The organism is Lelliottia sp. EB106-05-01-XG201 (genome assembly GCF_058791735.1).
In genome coordinates, this window is record NZ_JBYTDV010000001.1 from 4,072,705 (window position 1) to 4,092,743 (window position 20,039).

Here is a 20,039-nt window from a genome sequence, read left to right on the forward strand (position 1 = left end):
ACGCAACGGCTATCGTCTTCTGACGTTGGCCGTTTTTGTTTTTTATGGAAGGAAAAATCTCTATGCACTCTGTCGGCACTCCAATGTTATGGGGCGGATTCGCAGTCGTGGTGGTCATCATGCTGGCGATCGACCTCTTTTTACAGGGCCGTCGCGGCGCACATGGTATGACCATGAAACAGGCCGCGGCCTGGTCGCTGGTATGGGTCACCCTCTCCCTGCTGTTCTGCGCCGCATTCTGGTGGTATCTGGCACAAACGGAAGGCCGTGCGGTGGCCGATCCTCAGGCGCTCGCCTTCCTCACCGGCTATCTGATTGAGAAAGCCCTCGCCGTTGATAACGTCTTTGTCTGGCTGATGCTGTTCAGCTATTTTGCGGTGCCTGCTGCACTGCAGCGTCGCGTACTGGTCTACGGCGTGCTGGGCGCGATTATCCTGCGTACGGTGATGATCTTCGCCGGTAGCTGGCTGATTACCCAGTTCGAGTGGCTTCTGTATGTCTTCGGCGCGTTCCTGCTGTTCACCGGTGTGAAAATGGCGCTGGCGAAAGAGGACGAAACCGGGATTGGCGAGAAGCCGCTGGTGAAGTGGATCCGTGGGCATCTGCGCATGACCGACACCATCGACAACGAGCACTTCTTCGTGCGTAAGAACGGTCTGCTGTTTGCCACGCCGCTGCTGCTGGTGCTGATTCTGGTTGAGCTGAGCGACGTGATCTTTGCGGTCGACAGCATTCCGGCGATCTTCGCGGTGACCACCGACCCGTTTATCGTGTTGACCTCTAACCTGTTTGCGATCCTCGGCTTGCGTGCGATGTACTTCCTGCTGGCGGGCGTGGCGGAGCGCTTCTCGATGCTGAAATACGGCCTGTCGGTGATTCTGGTGTTTATCGGTATCAAGATGCTGATCGTCGATTTCTACCATATCCCAATCGCGATTTCGCTGGGCGTGGTGTTTGGTATTCTGGCGCTGACGCTGATCATTAACGCGTGGGTTAACCATCAGCACGATAAGAAACAGCAGGCGCAGTAAAAGATTGCCCGGTGGCGCTGCGCTTACCGGGCCTACGGGTGACCTTGACCTTGTAGGCCGGGTAAGGCGCAGCCGCCACCCGGCAACACATGCGACACCTTATAACGTCACACCGCTTTTGAAAATCGCCAGTTCGCGGAAGTCGTTCTTTTCGTTACAGGTCTGCTTGCCATTGGCGAAATCGACGATGGTATCGATGAACTCATTCAGCAGCTGCGGCATGGCTTTGCCGTGAATCAACTGCCCCGCATCAAAGTCGATCCAGTGCTTTTTCTTCGCTGCCAGCTCGCTGTTGGTGGCGATTTTCACCGTCGGCACAAAACCGCCGTACGGCGTGCCGCGACCGGTGCTGAACAGCACCATATGACAGCCCGCGCCCGCCAGTGCGCTGGTGGCGACGGCGTCGTTCCCCGGCGCGCTGAGCAGATTCAGACCGTGCGTTTTCAGGCGTTCGCCATAGCGCAAGACGTCGACGACCTGGCTGGCACCGGCTTTTTGCGTGCAGCCGAGGGATTTCTCCTCGAGCGTGGTAATGCCGCCCGCTTTGTTGCCCGGTGACGGGTTCTCGTAAATCGGCTGGTTGTGGGCGATGAAATACTGTTTGAAATCGTTCACCATGGTGACGGTTTTTTCAAACGTCTCTTCGTCGCGGCAGTGGCTCATCAGGATACGTTCCGCACCGAACATCTCCGGCACTTCGGTCAGCACGGTGGTGCCGCCGTTGGTGATCATATAATCCGAGAAGCGGCCCAGCATCGGGTTGGCGGTGATGCCTGACAGACCATCGGACCCGCCGCACTCCAGACCGAACTTCAGCTCGCTCAGTTTGCCCTGCTCGCGTTTGTCGTGGCGCATCACCTCATACAGCTGATGCAGCTGTTCAAGGCCCGCTTCCACTTCGTCGTCCTGATGCTGACACACCATAAAGTGCACGCGCTCAGGATCGAAATCCCCCAGCGTTTCGCGGAATGCATCAACCTGGTTGTTTTCACATCCGAGGCCAATCACCAGCACCGCGCCTGCGTTCGGGTGGCGCACCATGTTTTGCAGCATGGTGCGCGTGTTGATGTGGTCGTCCCCCAGCTGCGAGCAGCCGTAGGTGTGGCTGAACAGGAACACGCCGTCGGTGCCTTCGGCATTGTTCGTCTCTTTCAGAAAACGGTTCTGAATTTGACGCGCGATCCCGTTCACGCAGCCGACGGTTGGCAGGATCCACAGTTCGTTGCGGATCCCGACTTCTCCGCTGGCGCGGCGGTAGATCTCGACGTCACGATCTGCCCCCTGCCCCTCTTCAGCCTGAAAATCAGGTTGATAGCTGTACTCGTCCAGATCGCTGAGATTGGTGCGGGTATTGTGGGAATGAATATGTTCACCCGGCGCAATATCCGCCAGCGCATGACCGATCGGCAGACCATACTTCACCACGTTTTCGCCTTTGGCGATGGGGAACACGGCAAATTTATGCCCGCGTACAATCGCCTGGCGCAAGGTGATGGTCTGGTTTTCCACGGTCACTTCCGCGCCTTCACTCAGATCCGCCAGCGCTACGGCAACGTTATCCAGCGAATGGATCTTGATGTATTGCATATCAACCTCAAACGGCCTTAGTTCAGTTCAATGGCGAAGTAATCGCGCGCATTGTTAAAGCAGATGTTTTTCACCATTTCGCCCAGCAGCTGGATATCGGCCGGGGCTTCACCCGCAGCCACCCAGCGGCCAATCATCTGGCACAGAATGCGGCGGAAATATTCATGGCGGGTATAAGAGAGGAAGCTGCGGCTGTCGGTCAGCATACCGACGAAGCGGCTTAACAGGCCCAGCTGCGCGAGCTGCGTCATCTGACGTTCCATGCCGTCTTTCTGATCGTTGAACCACCAGCCGGAACCGAACTGCATCTTGCCTGGCATCCCTTCGCCCTGGAAGTTACCGGTCATAGTGCCCAGCACTTCGTTATCGCGCGGGTTCAGGCAGTACAGAATGGTTTTTGGCAGCAGATTTTGTTCGTTCTGTTTGCTCAGCAGTTTCGACAGCTCTTCCGCCATCGGGCGATCGTTGATGGAGTCGAAGCCGACGTCTGCGCCCAGCAGTTTGAACTGGCGCTGGTTGTTGTTGCGCAGCGCACCGATGTGGTACTGCTGCACCCAGCCACGACGCGCGTATTCCGCGCCGAGGAACACCAGCACGGCGGTTTTGAACTGAGCCACTTCATGCCCGGTCAGGGATTCACCCGCCAGACGGCGCGCCAGGATGCTGTCCAGTTCGGCTTCATTGGATTCCGCGAACAGCACCACATCCAGCGCATGGTCAGAGACTTTACAGCCGTGAGCCGCAAAGTGGTCGAGACGTTTGGTCAGCGCCGTTTGCAGATCGGTGAAACGACGAATATCCGTATCAGAGACTTCGGCCAGCTTCGCCATGTAGTCGCCAAAGGTCGCCTGTTCAATGTTGAAGGCTTTATCCGGGCGCCAGCTCGGCAGCACTTTGATGTCAAAGCTGCTGTCCTGTGCCACCACCGCATGGTGCTCCAGGGTGTCGATCGGGTCGTCGGTCGTGCCGACCATCTTCACGTTCATCTGCTTCATGATGCCGCGCGCGGAGAATTTGTCCTGCGCCAGCAGTTCGTTGCACTGGTTCCAGATTTCGTCAGCGGTAGAAGGCGACAGCAGTTTGCCGGTGATGCCGAACGGACGACGCAGTTCCAGATGAGTCCAGTGATACAGCGGGTTGCCGATGGTGTGCGGCACGGTCGCGGCCCAGGCATCAAACTTCTCGCGGTCAGTCGCGTCGCCGGTACACAGACGCTCGGCCACGCCGTTGGTACGCATGGCGCGCCATTTGTAGTGGTCACCCTTCAGCCAGATGTCATACAGGTTTTTGAAACGGTAATTTTCGGCAACCTGCTGCGGCGGTAAATGGCAGTGGTAGTCGAAAATCGGCTGGTCTTTTGCGTAGTCGTGGTACAGACGGCGGGCAAATTCGGTATCTAACAGGAAATCTTCGGTCATAAACGGCGTCATTATCGTCTTCCTCTATCACGAGAGTGTCGGAAAGCTAAAGCGTGTGTTCAGATGCTGCAAAGTTATCACACCAATTTCCAGAGACCGATGTTTTTTTCGTGAGTTAGATCAATAAACGCTGACAAATAAATTACCCCTAAAGGAGCAAACCCCGCCGCAGGCCGCGCCGCATCTGGCTTTGCGCAGGGTTAATAATGACCACACAAAGATTCACACATTTGTGATGTCACTCACCTTTTAAAGCTGTATGACAAGTTATCTTTTCGCCGTCGCAACATATAAGCCGACGGAATGCGTTACCGGTGTGAAATCACCGGAATTAGCGGTACGGATACCGACTTCTGCACGATGACAACTGGCAAGGTTCGGGCCGTTCCGGGAGACACTCCCGGTTACGCCCTCCCGTTACAAGACAGCTCCCGGAAACGGTCGAGATGTACCGTGCTCCGGCGCGGCAATACTATAACGATGAGGTTTTAGATGCGTAAAATTAAAGGGTTACGTTGGTACATGATTGCACTGGTGACGCTCGGCACCGTGCTGGGTTACCTGACGCGTAACACCATAGCGGCGGCTGCGCCAACGCTAATGGAAGAGCTGCACATCTCCACCCAGCAGTATTCCTACATTATCGCGGCCTACTCCGCGGCTTATACCATCATGCAGCCTGTTGCGGGCTACCTTCTGGATATCCTGGGTACCAAAGTGGGCTACGCCTTCTTCGCCGTCACCTGGGCTATCTTCTGCGGCGCGACAGCGCTGGCAGGCAGCTGGGGCGGACTGGCGCTGGCGCGTGGTGCGGTCGGTGCGGCGGAAGCGGCGATGATCCCTGCGGGTCTGAAAGCGAGCTCCGAATGGTTCCCGGCAAAAGAACGCTCTATCGCGGTCGGCTACTTTAACGTCGGTTCCTCTATCGGTGCGATGATTGCTCCACCGCTGGTGGTCTGGGCGATCGTGACGCACAGCTGGCAGCTGGCGTTCATTATCTCCGGCGTGCTGAGCTTCGCCTGGGCGATGGCCTGGCTGATCTTCTACAAACACCCGCGCGATCAGAAGAAACTGTCTGACGAAGAACGCGAATACATCATTGGCGGTCAGGAATCCCATCACCAGACCAACAACGGTAAAAAAATGTCCGTGTGGCAGATTCTGGGTACCCGTCAGTTCTGGGGTATCGCCCTGCCGCGCTTCCTGGCAGAACCGGCCTGGGGGACATTCAACGCCTGGATCCCGCTGTTCATGTTTAAAGTCTACGGCTTTAACCTGAAAGAAATCGCGATGTTTGCCTGGATGCCAATGCTGTTTGCTGACCTCGGTTGTATCGTCGGCGGCTACCTGCCACCGCTGTTCCAGCGCTGGTTCGGTGTGAACCTGATCGTCTCCCGTAAAATGGTGGTGACCATGGGCGCACTGCTGATGATTGGCCCTGGCATGATCGGCCTGTTCACCAGCCCATACGTGGCCATCGGCCTGCTGTGTATCGGTGGTTTTGCGCACCAGTCTCTGTCTGGGGCACTGATTACCCTCTCTTCTGACGTCTTTGGACGTAACGAAGTCGCCACCGCCAACGGCCTGACCGGGATGGCCGCCTGGACCGCGAGTACCATGTTCGCTCTGGTGGTCGGTGCGCTGGCCGATACCATCGGCTTCAGCCCGCTGTTCGCGGTACTGGCTATCTTCGACCTGATGGGTGCCGTGGTGATCTGGACGGTGCTGAAAAACCAGTCCGCCGAGGAGCTACTCAACTCTCAGGTTGGCGGACCCGCGGAACAGAGTTAGCGCAATTTATCTGATATCAACGAAGCCGCCTTCCGGGCGGCTTTTTCATGGGGAAATCTGGAGACTGGCTCGCAAAAGTGGTATAACAAATCATCCGCCGTACCCTGCCTGGAGCGCATATGGAAATCACCGAATCACGTCGTTTGTATCAGCAACTTGCTGCCGAGCTGAAAGATCGCATCGAGCAAGGTGTCTATCTCGTCGGTGATAAACTGCCTGCTGAACGTTTTATTGCTGATGAAAAGAGCGTCAGCCGCACCGTGGTGCGTGAAGCCATCATCATGCTGGAAGTCGAAGGCTACGTTGAGGTGCGCAAAGGTTCCGGCATTCACGTGATCTCCAACCTGCCAAAACACTCCCCGGTGCCGGATGAAAGTCTGGAGTTCGCCAGCTACGGTCCGTTCGAACTGCTCCAGGCCCGTCAGCTGATCGAAAGTAATATCGCTGAATTTGCCGCGACCCAGGTGACCAAGCAGGACATCATGAAGTTGATGGAAATCCAGGATCAGGCGCGCAAAGAAAAATGTTTTCGCGATTCCGAATGGGATCTGCAATTCCACGTTCAGGTCGCCCTCGCCACGCAAAATACGGCGCTGGCCGCAATCGTCGAAAAAATGTGGACTCAGCGCGTTCACAACCCGTACTGGAAGAAATTACACGATCACATTGATTCCCGTACCGTCGACAACTGGTGCGACGATCACGATCAGATTCTTAAAGCACTGATTCGTAAAGACCCGCATGCCGCGAAACTGGCAATGTGGCAGCATCTGGAAAACACCAAGCTGATGCTGTTCAACGAAACCAGTGATGACTTCGAATTTAACGCCGACCGCTATCTTTTTGCTGATAATCCGGTTGTTCATCTCGATACCGCATCCAGTCAGGCAAAATAAGTCCCCGCAACGCTGGCAGGCGCACCGCTGCGCCTTCCGGCTCGCTGTGGGTCAGTAAACATATATAGTGTCAGCCTGTGTAAATACCCTCGCGTCAGTTCCTCTCCATAGGCCAAAATCATTTCCCCGGCCGATCGCAAATTCTGTGACGCATTACCTCGGGCTTTGTTACAATTGGATGCAAATTGCATTTTTTAGTTAGTGCTTGCTTACCTAGCCATTTAACAGGGATCAGTTCTGGCCACCACATTGTGTCCGCGAGCGACCATAATGAAATCATAAACGATGTCGCTGAGCTGTTTACCCCGAATAACAGGCGAGACGTTAACCGATTTCCAGGAACACTGAATGGAACTTTTGACCCAATTACTGAATGCCTTATGGGCCCAGGATTTCGAAACCCTGGCCAATCCGTCCATGATCGGCATGCTCTATTTCGTCTTGTTTATGATCCTGTTCCTTGAGAACGGACTGCTTCCTGCTGCCTTCCTGCCCGGCGACAGCCTGTTAGTGCTGGTCGGTGTGTTGTGCGCTAAAGGAGCGATGGCCTTTCCACAAACGGTGTTACTGCTCACTATCGCCGCAAGCCTTGGCTGCTGGGTGAGTTACATTCAGGGACGATGGCTTGGCAATACGCGCATCGTGCAGAACTGGCTTTCTCATCTTCCGGCCCACTATCACCAGCGCGCGCATCACCTGTTCCATAAGCACGGTCTCTCTGCGCTGCTGATCGCCCGCTTTATCGCTTTTGTTCGTACCCTGCTGCCAACCATCGCCGGTCTTTCTGGCCTGAGCAGCGCCCGTTTTCAGTTCTTCAACTGGATGAGCGGCCTGCTGTGGGTGCTGATTTTAACCACCCTCGGCTATCTGCTGGGCAAAACGCCGGTGTTCCTGAAATACGAAGATCAGCTGATGTCCTGCCTGATGCTGCTCCCGGTGGTACTGCTGGTGTTCGGCCTGCTCGGTTCGGTGTACGTCCTGCTGAAGAAGAAATACGGGGCGCGCAATTAATATGGTGATCACGCCGCGTTCCCTGCGCCGCCTGTCTTACGCCCTGATTGCGCTGACGATCCTCAGCGCGATGGTGCTGGTATGGACGGCAGTTCAGCATCAGGAATCGACGCTCGCCATTCGCCCGATGAGCCAGGGCGCCAGCGTGCCGGACGGTTTTTCTGTCTGGCATCATCTGGATGCGAACGGCATTCGCTTCAAAAGCATTACGCCGCAGGACGACGTTTTGCTGATCAAGTTTGACTCCAGCGCCCAGAGCGCTGCCGCAAAAGAGGTCCTCGACCGCTCCCTGCCGCGCGGGTATATCGTGGCGCTGCAGGACGATGAGAGTCAGACAGCACTGTGGTTAACGCGGCTGCGAGACACCTCGCATCGGTTTGGTTAATTACCAGGATTCTGAATCTTTTCACTCACTTTGGTGATTACCCCGTTTACTTACTATGCTTAAGTACGCGGAGCACCCCTCAGAAGTTCTCCGCATGACACTGGAAAAGCGGCATACTCTTTACAAGTGCCGTAACACAATGGAAGGTTTCTATAATGAAATACCGCATCACTCTGGCTTTGGCCCTTTTTTCTTTGAGCACCGCGTCCTTTGCTAACACTCTCTGTCAGGAGAAAGAAAAGGACATCCAGCGCGAGATCACTTATGCCGAGAAGCATAATAATCAGCACCGTATCGACGGTCTGAAAAAAGCGCTGAGCGAAGTGAAAGCCAACTGCTCGGATAGCAAGCTGCGTGCCGATCACCAGAAGAAAATCGCTGAACAGAAGGACGAGATTGCTGAACGCCGTCAAGACCTGAAAGAGGCGAAAGAGAAAGGGGATGCGGAGAAGATTGCTAAGCGTGAAGATAAGCTGAAAGAGGCCGAAGAAGAACTGAAAGCCCTTGAAGCTCGCGATTATTGAGTTAACGGAAATCTCAACAGGAGAGAATTATGTCTAAAGATACGACTTCAGAACATCTGCGCGCTGAGTTGAAATCCCTGGCGGATACCCTGGAAGAGGTACTGAACTCTTCTACCGACAAATCGAAAGAAGAGCTGAGCAAACTGCGCTCCAAAGCGGAAAGCGCGCTGAAAGAGAGCCGCTATCGCCTGGGTGAAACCGGTGATGCGCTGGCGAAACAGACCCGCGAAGCGGCTGCTAAAGCCGACGAATATGTCCGCGATAATCCGTGGACCGGCGTGGGCATCGGCGCGGCCGTCGGTGTGGTTCTGGGCGTTCTGCTGACGCGTCGCTGATTATGGAAGATCCTCGTCACGCACAAGGGCCGGCTAAAAACGTCCTCGGCATTGGCCAGCGTATGTTAACCACGCTGGTCGGGATTGCCGAAACGCGGGTCCGCCTGGCAGTGGTGGAGCTGGAAGAGGAGAAAGCCAATCTCTTCCAGATGCTGCTGATGCTGGGACTGACCATGCTCTTCGCCGCGTTCGGGCTGATGAGCCTGATGGTGTTAATCATCTGGGCTATCGATCCGCAGTACCGCCTGAACGCGATGATCGCCACGACCGTCGTGCTGTTGGTGGGCGCGCTCATTGGCGGGATCTGGACGCTGCATAAAGCACGCAGTTCAACGCTGCTGCGTCATACCCGTCAGGAGCTGGCCAACGACCGCGCGCTGCTGGAGGATGAGAAGCCGTGAGCAGCACAACGGAACGTCGTAAACGCAAAGCGTATCTGTTAAGCCAGATCCAGCAGCAACGGCTGGATCTGACGGCCAGCCGTCGCGACTGGCTGGAGGTCACGCGTTCCTACGATCGCGGCTGGAACACCTTCCTGAGCCTGCGCTCGTGGGCACTGGTTGGCAGCAGCGTGATGGCCATCTGGTCGGTTCGTCACCCCAGCATGTTAGTCCGCTGGGCACGACGCGGCTTTGGTGCCTGGAGTGCCTGGCGTCTGGTCAAATCGACGTTGCGCCAGCAGCAGTTACGGTCTTAGCGTCTGTGGTATTGCCGGGTGGCGCTCACGCTTACCCGGCCTACAAAACCAAGCCGTGCCCGTAGGCCGGGTAAGGCGAAGCCGCCACCCGGCACACTTCCCCGATACCACTCACTCAATATCTTTGAAGAAGATTGACAGTTTTCCTTGCTAACAATTGTCATTCGTCACGTTTATTATCCTCTCCATCGACAGCAAACACGCGGTATCTACCCGGATTTGCACACAAATAATCGTCAGCCGCGTAAGTGGTTTTCTGGAGAGTAAAATGAAAAAATTAGAAGATGTTGGTTTGCTGGTTGCGCGTGTATTGATGCCAATTCTGTTTATCACTGCGGGCTGGGGCAAAATTACCGGTTATGCAGGCACTCAGCAGTACATGGAAGCGATGGGCGTCCCGGGGTTCCTGCTGCCCCTGACTATCCTGCTTGAGTTCGGCGGCGGTCTGGCAGTGCTGTTCGGTTTCCTGACTCGCACTACCGCGCTGTTCACCGCTGGCTTCACCCTGCTGACGGCGTTCATCTTCCACAGCAACTTTGCGGAAGGTATGAACTCCCTGATGTTCATGAAAAACCTGACCATCGCAGGCGGCTTCCTGCTGCTGGCTATCACCGGTCCTGGCGCTTTCAGCATCGACCGTGTTCTGAATAAGAAGTGGTAAGCACGCTATACTGAATAAAAAAGCGAGGAGATTTCTCCTCGCTTTTGCTATCTGAAGTCTGAAGGAGGAAAGAATGGGACAATTAGTTGACGGCGTCTGGCAGGATATCTGGTACGACACCAAATCCACTGGAGGACGCTTCAAGCGTTCTGTTTCGGCTTTCCGTAACTGGCTGACCGCCGATGGTGCACCGGGCCCAAGCGGAGAAGGCGGCTTTGCGGCAGAAAAAGATCGCTACCATCTGTATGTTTCCCTCGCCTGTCCGTGGGCGCACCGCACGCTGATCGTGCGCAAGCTCAAAGGGCTGGACTCCTTAATTCCAGTTTCCGTCGTCAATCCGCTGATGCTGGAAAACGGCTGGACCTTCGACAGCGACTTCCCGGCAGCCACCGGTGACGATCTTTACCACCACGATTTCCTCTATCAGCTCTATCTGCGCGCCGACCCGCACTACACCGGTCGCGTCACCGTCCCGGTCCTGTGGGACAAGAAAAACCAGACTATCGTCAGCAATGAATCCGCTGAAATCATTCGCATGTTCAATACGGCGTTTGACGCCCAGGGCGCGCGGGCCGGGGATTTTTACCCGCCAGAGCTGCGCGATAAGATCGACGAGCTGAACAGCTGGATCTACGACAACGTCAACAACGGCGTCTACAAAGCCGGTTTTGCCACCAGCCAGGAAGCTTACGACGAAGCGGTCGGAAAAGTGTTTGAATCCCTGGCGCGCCTGGAGCAGATCCTGGGCCAGCATCGCTATCTGACGGGCGACCGCCTGACGGAAGCCGACATTCGCCTGTGGACTACGCTGGTCCGCTTCGATCCAGTGTACGTCACCCACTTTAAGTGCGATAAACACCGCATCAGCGATTACCTGAATCTTTATGGTTTCCTGCGCGATATTTATCAGATGGACGGCATCGCTGAGACCGTCGATTTCGATCACATCCGCACCCACTACTATCGCAGCCATAAAACCATCAACCCGACGGGCATTATCTCCATCGGACCGTGGCAGGATCTGGACGAGCCGCACGGCCGCGATACGCGTTTTCGCTAAATTTTAAGGGTATCTTCGGATGCCCTTTTTTAATTCAGAATCTGCGACTATCCTTACCTCGATCGCTTAAAAAACAAGAGATTGTCTGAATATCGAGGCAGAAAATGGATTGGTATCTAAAAGTACTGAGAAATTACGTGGGGTTCAGTGGTCGCGCCCGTCGCAAAGAGTACTGGATGTTCGTTCTGGTGAACTTCATCCTCACGCTCGTGCTGGGGATTGTCGATAAAATCCTGGGATGGGAGCGCGCGGGTGGCGAAGGTATTCTCACCACCATTTACGCGCTGCTGGTCTTTCTGCCGTCGCTGGCGGTGCTGTTCCGCCGACTCCACGATACGGATCGTTCGGCCTGGTGGCTGCTGCTGGTGTTGATCCCGATCGTCGGCTGGCTGATCATTCTGGCCTTTAACTGCCAGAGCGGCACGCCGGGCGAAAACCGCTTTGGGTCGGATCCGAAATTGCAGCCTTGATAATTGTGCCCGGTAGCGCTGAGCTTACCGGGCCTACAAAAGCTACTTATTGTGTGCGAAGAGTTTTGGGATTTCGCGCAGGCACCAGGATTTGGCCTCACCCATGCTGTCGCGACGCCACGCCATGATGATATCCACCTCGTTGGTGTATTCCGGGCTGACTACGCGCAGCCGCCCTTCGGCGATGTCTTTTTCCACAAACGGATAAGGCATCGTCGCCACACCCAGGCCCGCTAACAGCGCCTGACGCTTGTCTTCGAGGGAGGTCACCGTCAGTCGCGGCTGTTTATCCAGCAGCTGCACGGTGAGCACCGGGCGCTCACGGGCGGTATCCGCCACCGCCACGCCGCGATATTTCACGCGAGTCACCTCGGATAACGGCTCCGGCTCCTGATGGATCGGGTGATCCGGCGCGGCGACATAGACGTTCATCACGCTATACAGCTTGCGCGAATTGATTTCAGACGAGGAGCGGAAGTGCATGTCAGGCGCAATGACGATATCCGCCCTGCCCGTCTCCAGCCGTTCCCACGCGCCCGCCAGCACTTCGGTGATGACGGAGAGCTGGGTGTTGGCTTTCGCGGCCAGACGATCCACCAGCGGGAACAGCGCCGATGTCGGCACCAGCGCTTCGGTGACCAGCGTTAGATGAGTTTCCCAGCCGCGCGCCAGGGCTTCGGCGTCGGTGGTCAGCTTATCAGCCGCTTCCAGCAGAACGCGGCCGCGCTCCAGCAGCATGCGCCCGACATTGGTGAATTTTGTTCGGTGACCAGAACGGTCGAAAAGCACCACATCCAGCTCTTCTTCCAGTTTCTGCATGGTGTAGCTCAGGGCAGACGGAACGCGCCCCAGCTCGTCAGCCGCAGCGGCAAAGCTGCCACGCCGGTCTATCGCGTCCATGACGCGCAGCGCCTCAAGCGTCAATGCTCTCTCTTTTGCCATCTGGTTCTCATTCAGGAAATTTGAACATACCGGGCAGAATATCTGGCTAACAATGAAGCGTCCATACCTTTACCATTGTTTTAGTGTAAAGAGAGGTCAGTTTTATGATTACGACAAGAACAGCAAAACAGTGCGGACAAGCCGATTTCGGTTGGCTGCAGGCCCGCTACACCTTTTCCTTTGGACACTACTTTGACCCAAAACTGCTCGGTTACGCCTCACTGCGCGTGCTGAATCAGGAAGTGCTCGCACCTGGCGCCTCCTTCCAGCCCCGCACGTATCCGAAAGTGGATATCCTGAATCTGATACTGGAAGGTGAAGCAGAATATCGCGATAGCGAGGGCAATCATGTCCAGGCGAAGGCGGGCGAAGCGCTGCTGATTTCAACGCAGCCCGGCATTAGCTATAGCGAACATAACCTCAGCAAAGATAAGACGCTGACCCGCATGCAGCTCTGGCTGGATGCCTGCCCGGAGCGGGAAAATCCGCTGGTGCAGAAGATCAATCTGAGCGGCGATAAGCAGCAGCTGATTGCAACGCCGGATGGCAGCAACGGCAGCCTGCAGTTGCGTCAGCAGGTGTGGCTGCACCATATCGAGCTGAAAAAAGGTGAACAGGCGAGCTTCCAGCTCCACGGGCCGCGAGCTTACCTGCAATCTATCCACGGCACGGTGCATGCTCTGACGCACGCGGAAGAGAAAGAAGCGCTCACCTGCGGTGACGGCGCGTTTATCCGCGATGAAGCGAACATTACGCTGGTCGCTGATACCCCGCTGCGCGCGCTGCTGATTGATTTGCCGGTGTAAAAATGACTCTCTCCCGGGCGGGGAGAGAGCCTGCACGTCAGGTCACTTTGTTGGCCATAATCGCAATAATCTGTCGGTCCGTGGCCTGCATCGACTGACAGGCCAGCGAGCATAAATTCGCAATAGAGTGCTCGACATCATCGGCCACAATCCCTTCGTTGCCCGTCACGGCGGAATCATCCAGCGCCATCATCACCGCTTTCCAGGCACTGCTCACGCTGGTTGAGACTTTCATGGCGCAGCTGTTGGAAGCGCCGTCGCAAATCATGCCGCTCACATCACCGATCATGCTGCCAATCGCCATCGACAGCGTTTGATAGCGACCGTCGAACAGCCACGCCATACCCGCAGCCGCCCCCATCGCCGCCGTGGTAGCCGCGCACAGCGCCGACAGACGCGGAAGCTGATTGTGGATATAGATCGCCGCCAGATGCGAAAGCATCAGCGCTCGCGCCAGCTTCTCGTCGTCCACCTTGAGATATTCCGCCACGACCAGTACCGGCATCGTCGCGGTGATCCCCTGATTGCCTGAACCGGAGTTGCTCATGGCCGGAAGCGTCGCCCCGCCCATCCGCGCATCCGACGCCGCACTGGTTCGAATGACAATATCCGAGCCCAAATCCTGCGCCATCAATCCGCGAGAACGCTGCTTATTCAGCGTCGCACCGATATGCAGCCCCCATTGCCCGGTGAGCCCTTCACGGGAAAGGGCGTCGTTCAGGTGCGCGGCCTCAAGAATAAAAGCGATGTCCGAGAACGGCACCTGTTCAACAAACTCAAGGATCTGCGAAAGCGTGGTGCGTGAAAGCATGGCCAGCGGATCGTCGGCGCAACACTCGGGCTGTTCGTCCAGTGTGAACCGGGTCTCACCCTGAACGACTACCTGCACGACGCGCGTATGTCCGCCCGCAATCGTCACCTCAGCCGATTCATCGCTGGCACAGACGCGAGCCCGCGAGTAGAGGATCTCCTCACAGGGCTCCTGCAGTTTCACCTGCACTTTTCCCGCGCCTAACAGCGTTTTCGCCTGCGCAACGGCATCCGCTGAAACGCCTTTGAGCACTTCAAGCCCACCCTGCGCGTTGCCCCCTAACGCCCCCAGCGCCGCAGCAATCGGCAGACCGACCATGCCGGTGCCAGGCACCGTCACGCCGAGGCCGTTTTTCATCAGGTTCGGAGAAACCCACGCCTCAATGTGCGTGACCTCCCCGGACAGCTGCTCTGCGGCAATCGCACAGGCCAGCGCCAGTGAGATCGGTTCCGTACACCCCAGCGCAGGTTTGACCTCTTCCTGCACCGCGCGAATAAAATGGTTCCATAAAGGATTAGTTTGCTCAGACATCGTTACGACCTTAATTGCCCTCAGGAGAACGCGAGGAAAGGAGAAACACAAAGCAGCAGCCCGGTAATAATAATAATCACCAGCGATACGCCTTTATATTTGTGCAGCGCGGGGACTTTATAGACCAGCCACGCCGGAATTAAGCAGCCGACCATGCCAAAGATCGGGCTACAAATAGAGGTAAAACTCAGCACCGGTGCATTGAGAACAATCGCACTCCAGGCCAGCAGAATGGCGAACAGCATAATACCGCGCTGCACCAGACGTTCATTGATCTTCTCTTCGGGTAATTTGCGGCGCAGCACATTCATCACAATGCCCTGCGTGGCTTCACGAAAGCCCAGATAAACGCCAAAGAACGCGGTCATGACGGCAAAAATATTTAAGATAACGCTGACGATTTTGACCCAGCCCGCGCCGTCGCCGCTAATAAACTGCGCGGCAATGGCCAGAGCAGAAATATTTTGCTCGTAGGCTTTTACCGCCTCGTCGTGGCCCATCGCCAGGGTGAACGAGACCGCATAGAAAAAGACCGTCACAAACAGAATACCAAAGGCAATATTCATCGCCCGCAGCGCTTTATGCCGCGCCACTTCAATGGATTTGGCCCGCGAGCGATAAGAGATCACCATCGGACTGAGGGTCTGAATAAAGAGAATCGAGGTTAAGGTAAACGGCAGCGTGATAATGGCATTCTTGATGAGTAAGCCTAATGGCGGCAGCATGCCGACGTTAATCAGTTGCCACATGCCAATCATCGACAGCCCGAGCGCCGCGACCACCAGCAGCTTGGTCAGCACCATCAGGCTCGACACTTTAAACAGCAGCTTTTCACCGCGTGAAGAGATCGCCACCAGAATGCAGATCAGGAATAACCCGTAAAAAGGGTTTTCAGATAACAGACTATCGGTGACGCCAAAGGTATGTAAATACGAGGCGCTGTCGTTGGTGATTGCCGTGGAATAGACAAACATCCAGATGACCAGCATCACGAAATAGAGCGCACCGAGTAAGATCCCCCAGTTCTTGCCGAGATAACCGCTAATCACACTCGGGTAATCTTTGCACTCGGGGGATTCTGCCAGCGTGTTAATAAATAAACGCTGAAAGAGATACATCGCCGGATAACCAATAATCGAAGAGAGCAGAAAAACCCAAAGCCCCATTAATCCGACCTGCACCGGGAGAAAAACAATCCCCGCACCAATCGCCATGCCGATACTCATGATCACCCAACCGGTGTCATTACTGTCGAATTTAATCGCTTCCTGCCACTCGCTTTCACTCATTCCCGCCCGTCTTGCCGCCGGGGAATCAATCACAATAACGCTGTTGTTTGTCGCCGTATCCATAAGGCACTCGCTTATTTTGTAGGGTAAACAGTTATTTTTATGGGTTCCGCTCACCAGCGATAATGAGCCAGAAGAGTACAGGTGCTTATTATTTGAATGGAGAGATGATACCGAGGGCGTAAGAGAAAAAAGTCACAATATTTGTATGGCTTTTGGTTGTGGAGAGGACAATCATGCTCTGAATATGGTGATTGTAGAAATACTTTTCTAACAGTGACGCAGTTCAAAGAAACAAAACGTCCGCGACAAATGCGTGTTGTTGATTGATTTGCCAGTGTGAACGCAATTTCTCTTTGTGGGATCTCTTGAGCAACCCAGGTTGAGGGGACTTTACAAGGTGGTATTTCCCGGCTCATCTCTCCTCTCATTCCTTGATATGTCGGTCCGGAAAAACCACTCGTCATGAGATTTATTTTCAGATTCCATGACATTAACAACAATATTGACGGGAGTAAAAAGGCTACACTCCTGACCTGCTTTATTAATCACATCAATATATTTCATTAATCAATGAAAAGGACGTCATTGAATGAGCAACGTTATCTATTTAACGCTGACGGGAGAGCGTCAGGGGCAAATATCCTCTGGCTGTGGAACAGAAAAATCGATCGGCAACCGCTTTCAGTATCGACACGAAAACGAAATCCTTGTTTATCAGCTCTCATCCAGCAGCGTCAGCACCACAGGTGGTGCGCATCACCAGGGACTGCGCTTCACCAAGCCGGTCGACAAAAGCTCACCGCTTCTGATGGCGGCGATTAATGACAATGAAAAGCTGCGGCTGAGCTTTGATTATTACCGTACCAATCGCTTTGGCCGTCAGGAAAAGTATTTTCATATTGAACTGCGCGGCGCGTCGATTCAGGCTATATCGAGTTCAGTGACGAAGGATATGTTGGATACTGAAAGTATCAGCGTAAGTTATGATTATATTCGCAGTAAACATCTCATTGCGAATACCGAATTCAGCGATCTGGTGTTGCCGGAAAAGTATAATAAACTGTTTCCTCCCGATGAGGAAAAACAGCCTGAAAAACGGGATATTACCCTGACGCTCGGAGTATTTTTTGACGGGACTGGTAATAACGCCGTCAACACGCAAAACATGCTTGCCGCCTGTACCGCCGCGCACTTTGACCTCTCCGACCCGGACGCCGAGAGCATTCTGGCGCGTACAGCGCAGGAGCAGATGGGCGTCTCCGGCACGGGGGCGACCAGCTATACCGGCGGGTACACCAATATTCACTGGTTAAATACCTTGTACAAAACGGATTTGCCCGTGGAATCAGGAATGGCGCAGGCGGCCATTTACGTTGAGGGGATCGGTACTGAGGCGGGTAAGCCGGACAGCATGATTGGGCTTAGTTTAGGCGTGGCGGATACGGGGGTGATTGCTAAGACGGATCTGGCGGTGAAGCAGATTGCGGGAGCGATTAAAAAGTTCTTTGATGATATTAGGGAGTTTGTATCAGTTCCTTCCCTGAAAGTGACTGAGTTTAGATTCGATATCTTCGGTTTTAGTCGCGGTGCAGCGGCGGCACGCCATTTCGCCAACCGCGTTCAGTCGGAAGATCGAGCTATTATCAATGCCATTCGCCAGGGAATGAATAACGTCGAATACGCGGGTGCTCCGGCAGGGAAAACCCGCTTTATCGGTATTTTTGATACCGTCGCCGCCATCGGCACACCGCAAAACGGCCTTAATCCGCACACGGCGAACACCGGCGACGTTAATATCGTGCTGCGCCCCGGCGTGGCAGAGAAAGTATTTCACATCACGGCGCAGCACGAGTGCCGTTTTAACTTCGCTTTGAACAGCGTGCAGCCCGCCTGGCCGGAGCTGGCTCTGCCCGGAGCGCACTCTGATATCGGCGGTGGTTATCTGCCCGTGATGCGGGAAAATATCTACCTCACGCGTCCGGAAGTGGAAACCGTGCCGCTGGATACACCGCTGACGGATACGCGAGCTTACCGGCATGCTATGGAGCAGCTACCGATACTGGAATCTGCTGCGGTCGTGGCACCGCTCATTCGCACCCATGACGTTGCGGCTGATGCCTGGGAGGATACAAGGATGCCAGCCCATCCAAGAAACGGGATGCAAAAGCGCGCGTTTGCGGCTCTGATAATGAAAAAGCGGATCGTGAAGAACGACTGGTCGAAAGTGGTACTACGGGTGATGATCGACGCGGCGCAGGATGCGGGAGTAGTGTTTAAGGAAATTCAAAAAAATGATGCCCTAAATCTCAGCCCAGATCTTTTAAAACTATGTGAAAAATCGATATTAATGGGGCAAGCATGTCGTTCAGGGAAAATTCCGTCAGAATTTAATCAGCAAGAAACTGATTGTATTGCTAAGAACCTTATCCACTGCTCGGCAAACTGGAACAGCATTATTCTTGATAGAACAAAAAAGCCCTACGGTGGAGCCTCAATGTCCGAGACCCTTAGTTTTGTAAACAGGCCAGATGAAAACTGGCAAAGGACAATCTACAACATGGACGGAATTCAAAAATGAGTTATGGAAAACAGTTCCTGTTTGCTTTGGTACTTGCTTTATTCGGGTGCCAATCCGGCAAGTCCATAACACCAGAAGAAACGGGTAAGATGCCTTATGGACTGATTGAATTTGCGTTTTTCACTCCGAAGGCTTTGCCCGCTGATGTTACTTATGTTGGTATCATCGATGACAAAAAAATCCTTTACTCATTCAGGAGTCTGGATGGTATTCAGGACAATTGGGCGACAGTCAGCACATGGAATAATAAAGTCAGACGACATGCACAGTTCAATAAAATCCGGCACCCTCCTGTGACAATGCTGTTTTGTTGGGACTCTATCATTGATAAAAAAACCTACGAAACGCATGTGACTTTTCCCGAATCCGTCAGGCAAAAGATGAGTGTTTCAACAGGGTTAGACGATTATGGTGAGATGGCCTGGTTTAACACTTTACTGTTTGGCTTAGCTCCTGAAGGTAAAGTAAAGGTTTGGCTACAGAACACTGCCAGCGGCAACGGTAGTAGTCCGGTAGAACCGGAAAAAATAATCACATTATCTGGCGAGAAACTGGATGGTTGTAAAGGGATAACTCAACATTCACAGGGTTACGAATATACCAAAGAGACAGAAGAATTTATCAAAGGCAAAACCTACCCCTACGGTGATTGGTAAATTAATTCACTCTTTCTGCGGATACAAAGAATGATCGCCAACATAGCATAAGCATTCCCCACAAACACCACATTAAAACGCCCGCGACGCACGCGGGCGCCCAGGATCACTCGCTCAGCGCATTCGCCATATCGGTTTTGATCTGCTTACGCTGCTCCGGCGTGAGCACCTGGCTGACGTCGAAGTAGTATTTCACACGGTAATAGCGCGCCTGCTCTTCCACCTTACTGAAGGCCGCAAGCTGATTTTTCACCACACTTTCGTTCCATTTTCCGGACTGGAACATATCGATCAGCGCGCCATCTTTCACGCCGGTCATCGGGATCTTGCTGACGTTGTCTTCCAGTTTCTGGTGTAGATCTTCAATTTTCTTCACCTGATCGTTGCTGAGCTTAAGATGTTGAACCAGCGGATCTTGCGAAGGGGACGGTGCAGCCTCAACGTTTGCTGCCTGAGCCGCAAAACTGAAACCCGCGAGGGTGGCGGCGAGCAGGGCAATTCGGGTCATTTTCATCATCTTACTGTCCTTAAATGGTGGTAGGGAAAAGCAGGGGCAT

Annotated in this window: 21 protein-coding genes; 15 read left to right on the forward strand and 6 right to left on the reverse strand. The window is 54.4% G+C overall.

Going from position 1 to position 20,039, the window contains the following annotated elements; genetic code table 11:
- The first annotated feature begins 62 nt into the window (after positions 1-62).
- Entirely contained in the window at positions 63-1,031 is a 969-nt protein-coding gene (locus tag AC3WS9_RS18980; RefSeq protein WP_282491742.1) for a TerC family protein, read from the forward strand.
- Positions 1,032-1,130: 99 nt separating this feature from the next.
- Here AC3WS9_RS18980 and AC3WS9_RS18985 read toward each other — a convergent pair whose 3' ends face one another.
- Both AC3WS9_RS18985 and uxaC read right to left on the reverse strand, forming a co-directional pair.
- Positions 1,131-2,618: a UxaA family hydrolase gene (locus AC3WS9_RS18985; RefSeq protein ID WP_492489870.1), complete on the reverse strand. Its 1,488-nt coding sequence runs from the start codon at positions 2,616-2,618 to the stop codon at positions 1,131-1,133.
- A gap of 17 nt (positions 2,619-2,635) precedes the next feature.
- Complete coding sequence (gene uxaC, locus AC3WS9_RS18990) at positions 2,636-4,048, reverse strand: glucuronate isomerase (RefSeq protein WP_285145576.1); 1,413 nt, start codon at positions 4,046-4,048, stop codon at positions 2,636-2,638.
- A 480-nt stretch (positions 4,049-4,528) separates the two neighbouring features.
- On the opposite strand from uxaC, the gene AC3WS9_RS18995 reads away from it, so the two are divergent.
- The 11 genes from AC3WS9_RS18995 (at position 4,529) to AC3WS9_RS19045 (ending at position 11,866) form a co-directional block, all read left to right on the forward strand.
- Positions 4,529-5,827 carry an MFS transporter gene (locus AC3WS9_RS18995; RefSeq protein ID WP_492489872.1) on the forward strand — a complete coding sequence of 433 codons (1,299 nt, stop codon included), beginning with the start codon at positions 4,529-4,531 and terminating at the stop codon, positions 5,825-5,827.
- A 119-nt stretch (positions 5,828-5,946) separates the two neighbouring features.
- On the forward strand, positions 5,947-6,723 hold the full coding sequence (gene exuR / locus AC3WS9_RS19000) for a transcriptional regulator ExuR (protein ID WP_282491747.1): 777 nt from the start codon (positions 5,947-5,949) through the stop codon (positions 6,721-6,723).
- 348 nt (positions 6,724-7,071) lie between these two features.
- Positions 7,072-7,734 carry a DedA family general envelope maintenance protein YqjA gene (gene yqjA / locus AC3WS9_RS19005; RefSeq protein ID WP_282491748.1) on the forward strand — a complete coding sequence of 221 codons (663 nt, stop codon included), beginning with the start codon at positions 7,072-7,074 and terminating at the stop codon, positions 7,732-7,734.
- 1 nt (position 7,735) lies between these two features.
- Positions 7,736-8,119: an EnvZ/OmpR regulon moderator MzrA gene (gene mzrA / locus AC3WS9_RS19010; RefSeq protein ID WP_285157402.1), complete on the forward strand. Its 384-nt coding sequence runs from the start codon at positions 7,736-7,738 to the stop codon at positions 8,117-8,119.
- A gap of 155 nt (positions 8,120-8,274) precedes the next feature.
- Positions 8,275-8,643, forward strand: a complete 369-nt coding sequence (locus tag AC3WS9_RS19015) for a DUF1090 domain-containing protein (protein ID WP_282491750.1) — start codon at positions 8,275-8,277, stop codon at positions 8,641-8,643.
- 29 nt (positions 8,644-8,672) lie between these two features.
- Positions 8,673-8,978 carry an ElaB/YgaM/YqjD family protein gene (locus AC3WS9_RS19020; protein ID WP_282491751.1) on the forward strand — a complete coding sequence of 102 codons (306 nt, stop codon included), beginning with the start codon at positions 8,673-8,675 and terminating at the stop codon, positions 8,976-8,978.
- Positions 8,979-8,980: 2 nt separating this feature from the next.
- The gene (locus AC3WS9_RS19025) at positions 8,981-9,379 is read left to right on the forward strand and encodes a phage holin family protein (protein WP_282491752.1); all 399 of its coding nucleotides are present in this window, start codon (positions 8,981-8,983) and stop codon (positions 9,377-9,379) included.
- Positions 9,376-9,675, forward strand: coding sequence for a YqjK-like family protein (locus AC3WS9_RS19030; protein WP_282491753.1), 300 nt, complete (start codon positions 9,376-9,378; stop codon positions 9,673-9,675). The genes AC3WS9_RS19025 and AC3WS9_RS19030 overlap by 4 nt, the downstream gene beginning before the upstream one ends.
- A 268-nt stretch (positions 9,676-9,943) precedes the next feature.
- Positions 9,944-10,336, forward strand: a complete 393-nt coding sequence (locus AC3WS9_RS19035) for a DoxX family protein (RefSeq protein ID WP_282491754.1) — start codon at positions 9,944-9,946, stop codon at positions 10,334-10,336.
- 73 nt (positions 10,337-10,409) lie between these two features.
- The gene (locus AC3WS9_RS19040) at positions 10,410-11,396 is read left to right on the forward strand and encodes a glutathione S-transferase family protein (RefSeq protein WP_282491755.1); all 987 of its coding nucleotides are present in this window, start codon (positions 10,410-10,412) and stop codon (positions 11,394-11,396) included.
- A 104-nt stretch (positions 11,397-11,500) separates the two neighbouring features.
- Positions 11,501-11,866 carry a DUF805 domain-containing protein gene (locus AC3WS9_RS19045; RefSeq protein WP_492489877.1) on the forward strand — a complete coding sequence of 122 codons (366 nt, stop codon included), beginning with the start codon at positions 11,501-11,503 and terminating at the stop codon, positions 11,864-11,866.
- A gap of 42 nt (positions 11,867-11,908) precedes the next feature.
- Here AC3WS9_RS19045 and AC3WS9_RS19050 read toward each other — a convergent pair whose 3' ends face one another.
- On the reverse strand, positions 11,909-12,808 hold the full coding sequence (locus tag AC3WS9_RS19050) for a LysR family transcriptional regulator (protein ID WP_282491757.1): 900 nt from the start codon (positions 12,806-12,808) through the stop codon (positions 11,909-11,911).
- Between the two features lie 104 nt (positions 12,809-12,912).
- Here AC3WS9_RS19050 and AC3WS9_RS19055 point away from each other — a divergent pair, with 104 nt between their 5' ends.
- Positions 12,913-13,614: a pirin family protein gene (locus tag AC3WS9_RS19055; RefSeq protein WP_285145789.1), complete on the forward strand. Its 702-nt coding sequence runs from the start codon at positions 12,913-12,915 to the stop codon at positions 13,612-13,614.
- 37 nt (positions 13,615-13,651) lie between these two features.
- On the opposite strand, the gene AC3WS9_RS19060 is transcribed toward AC3WS9_RS19055, so the two are convergent.
- Positions 13,652-14,956 (reverse strand): L-cysteine desulfidase family protein, encoded by a 1,305-nt coding sequence (locus AC3WS9_RS19060; RefSeq protein ID WP_492489880.1) that lies wholly within the window; start codon positions 14,954-14,956, stop codon positions 13,652-13,654.
- Positions 14,957-14,976: 20 nt separating this feature from the next.
- Complete coding sequence (locus AC3WS9_RS19065) at positions 14,977-16,308, reverse strand: SLC5/6 family protein (RefSeq protein ID WP_282491761.1); 1,332 nt, start codon at positions 16,306-16,308, stop codon at positions 14,977-14,979.
- A 529-nt stretch (positions 16,309-16,837) separates the two neighbouring features.
- Between AC3WS9_RS19065 and tssD the strand changes: the two genes are divergently transcribed.
- Together tssD and AC3WS9_RS19075 are read left to right on the forward strand one after the other, a co-directional pair.
- Entirely contained in the window at positions 16,838-18,826 is a 1,989-nt protein-coding gene (gene tssD / locus AC3WS9_RS19070) for a type VI secretion system tube protein TssD (protein ID WP_492489882.1), read from the forward strand.
- Complete coding sequence (locus AC3WS9_RS19075; protein ID WP_492489883.1) at positions 18,823-19,482, forward strand: DUF2931 family protein; 660 nt, start codon at positions 18,823-18,825, stop codon at positions 19,480-19,482. The genes tssD and AC3WS9_RS19075 overlap by 4 nt, the downstream gene beginning before the upstream one ends.
- 106 nt (positions 19,483-19,588) lie before the next feature.
- Here the strand turns inward: AC3WS9_RS19075 and AC3WS9_RS19080 are convergent, their stop codons facing one another.
- Positions 19,589-19,999, reverse strand: coding sequence for a Spy/CpxP family protein refolding chaperone (locus AC3WS9_RS19080; RefSeq protein ID WP_492489885.1), 411 nt, complete (start codon positions 19,997-19,999; stop codon positions 19,589-19,591).
- Positions 20,000-20,039: the final 40 nt, after the last annotated feature.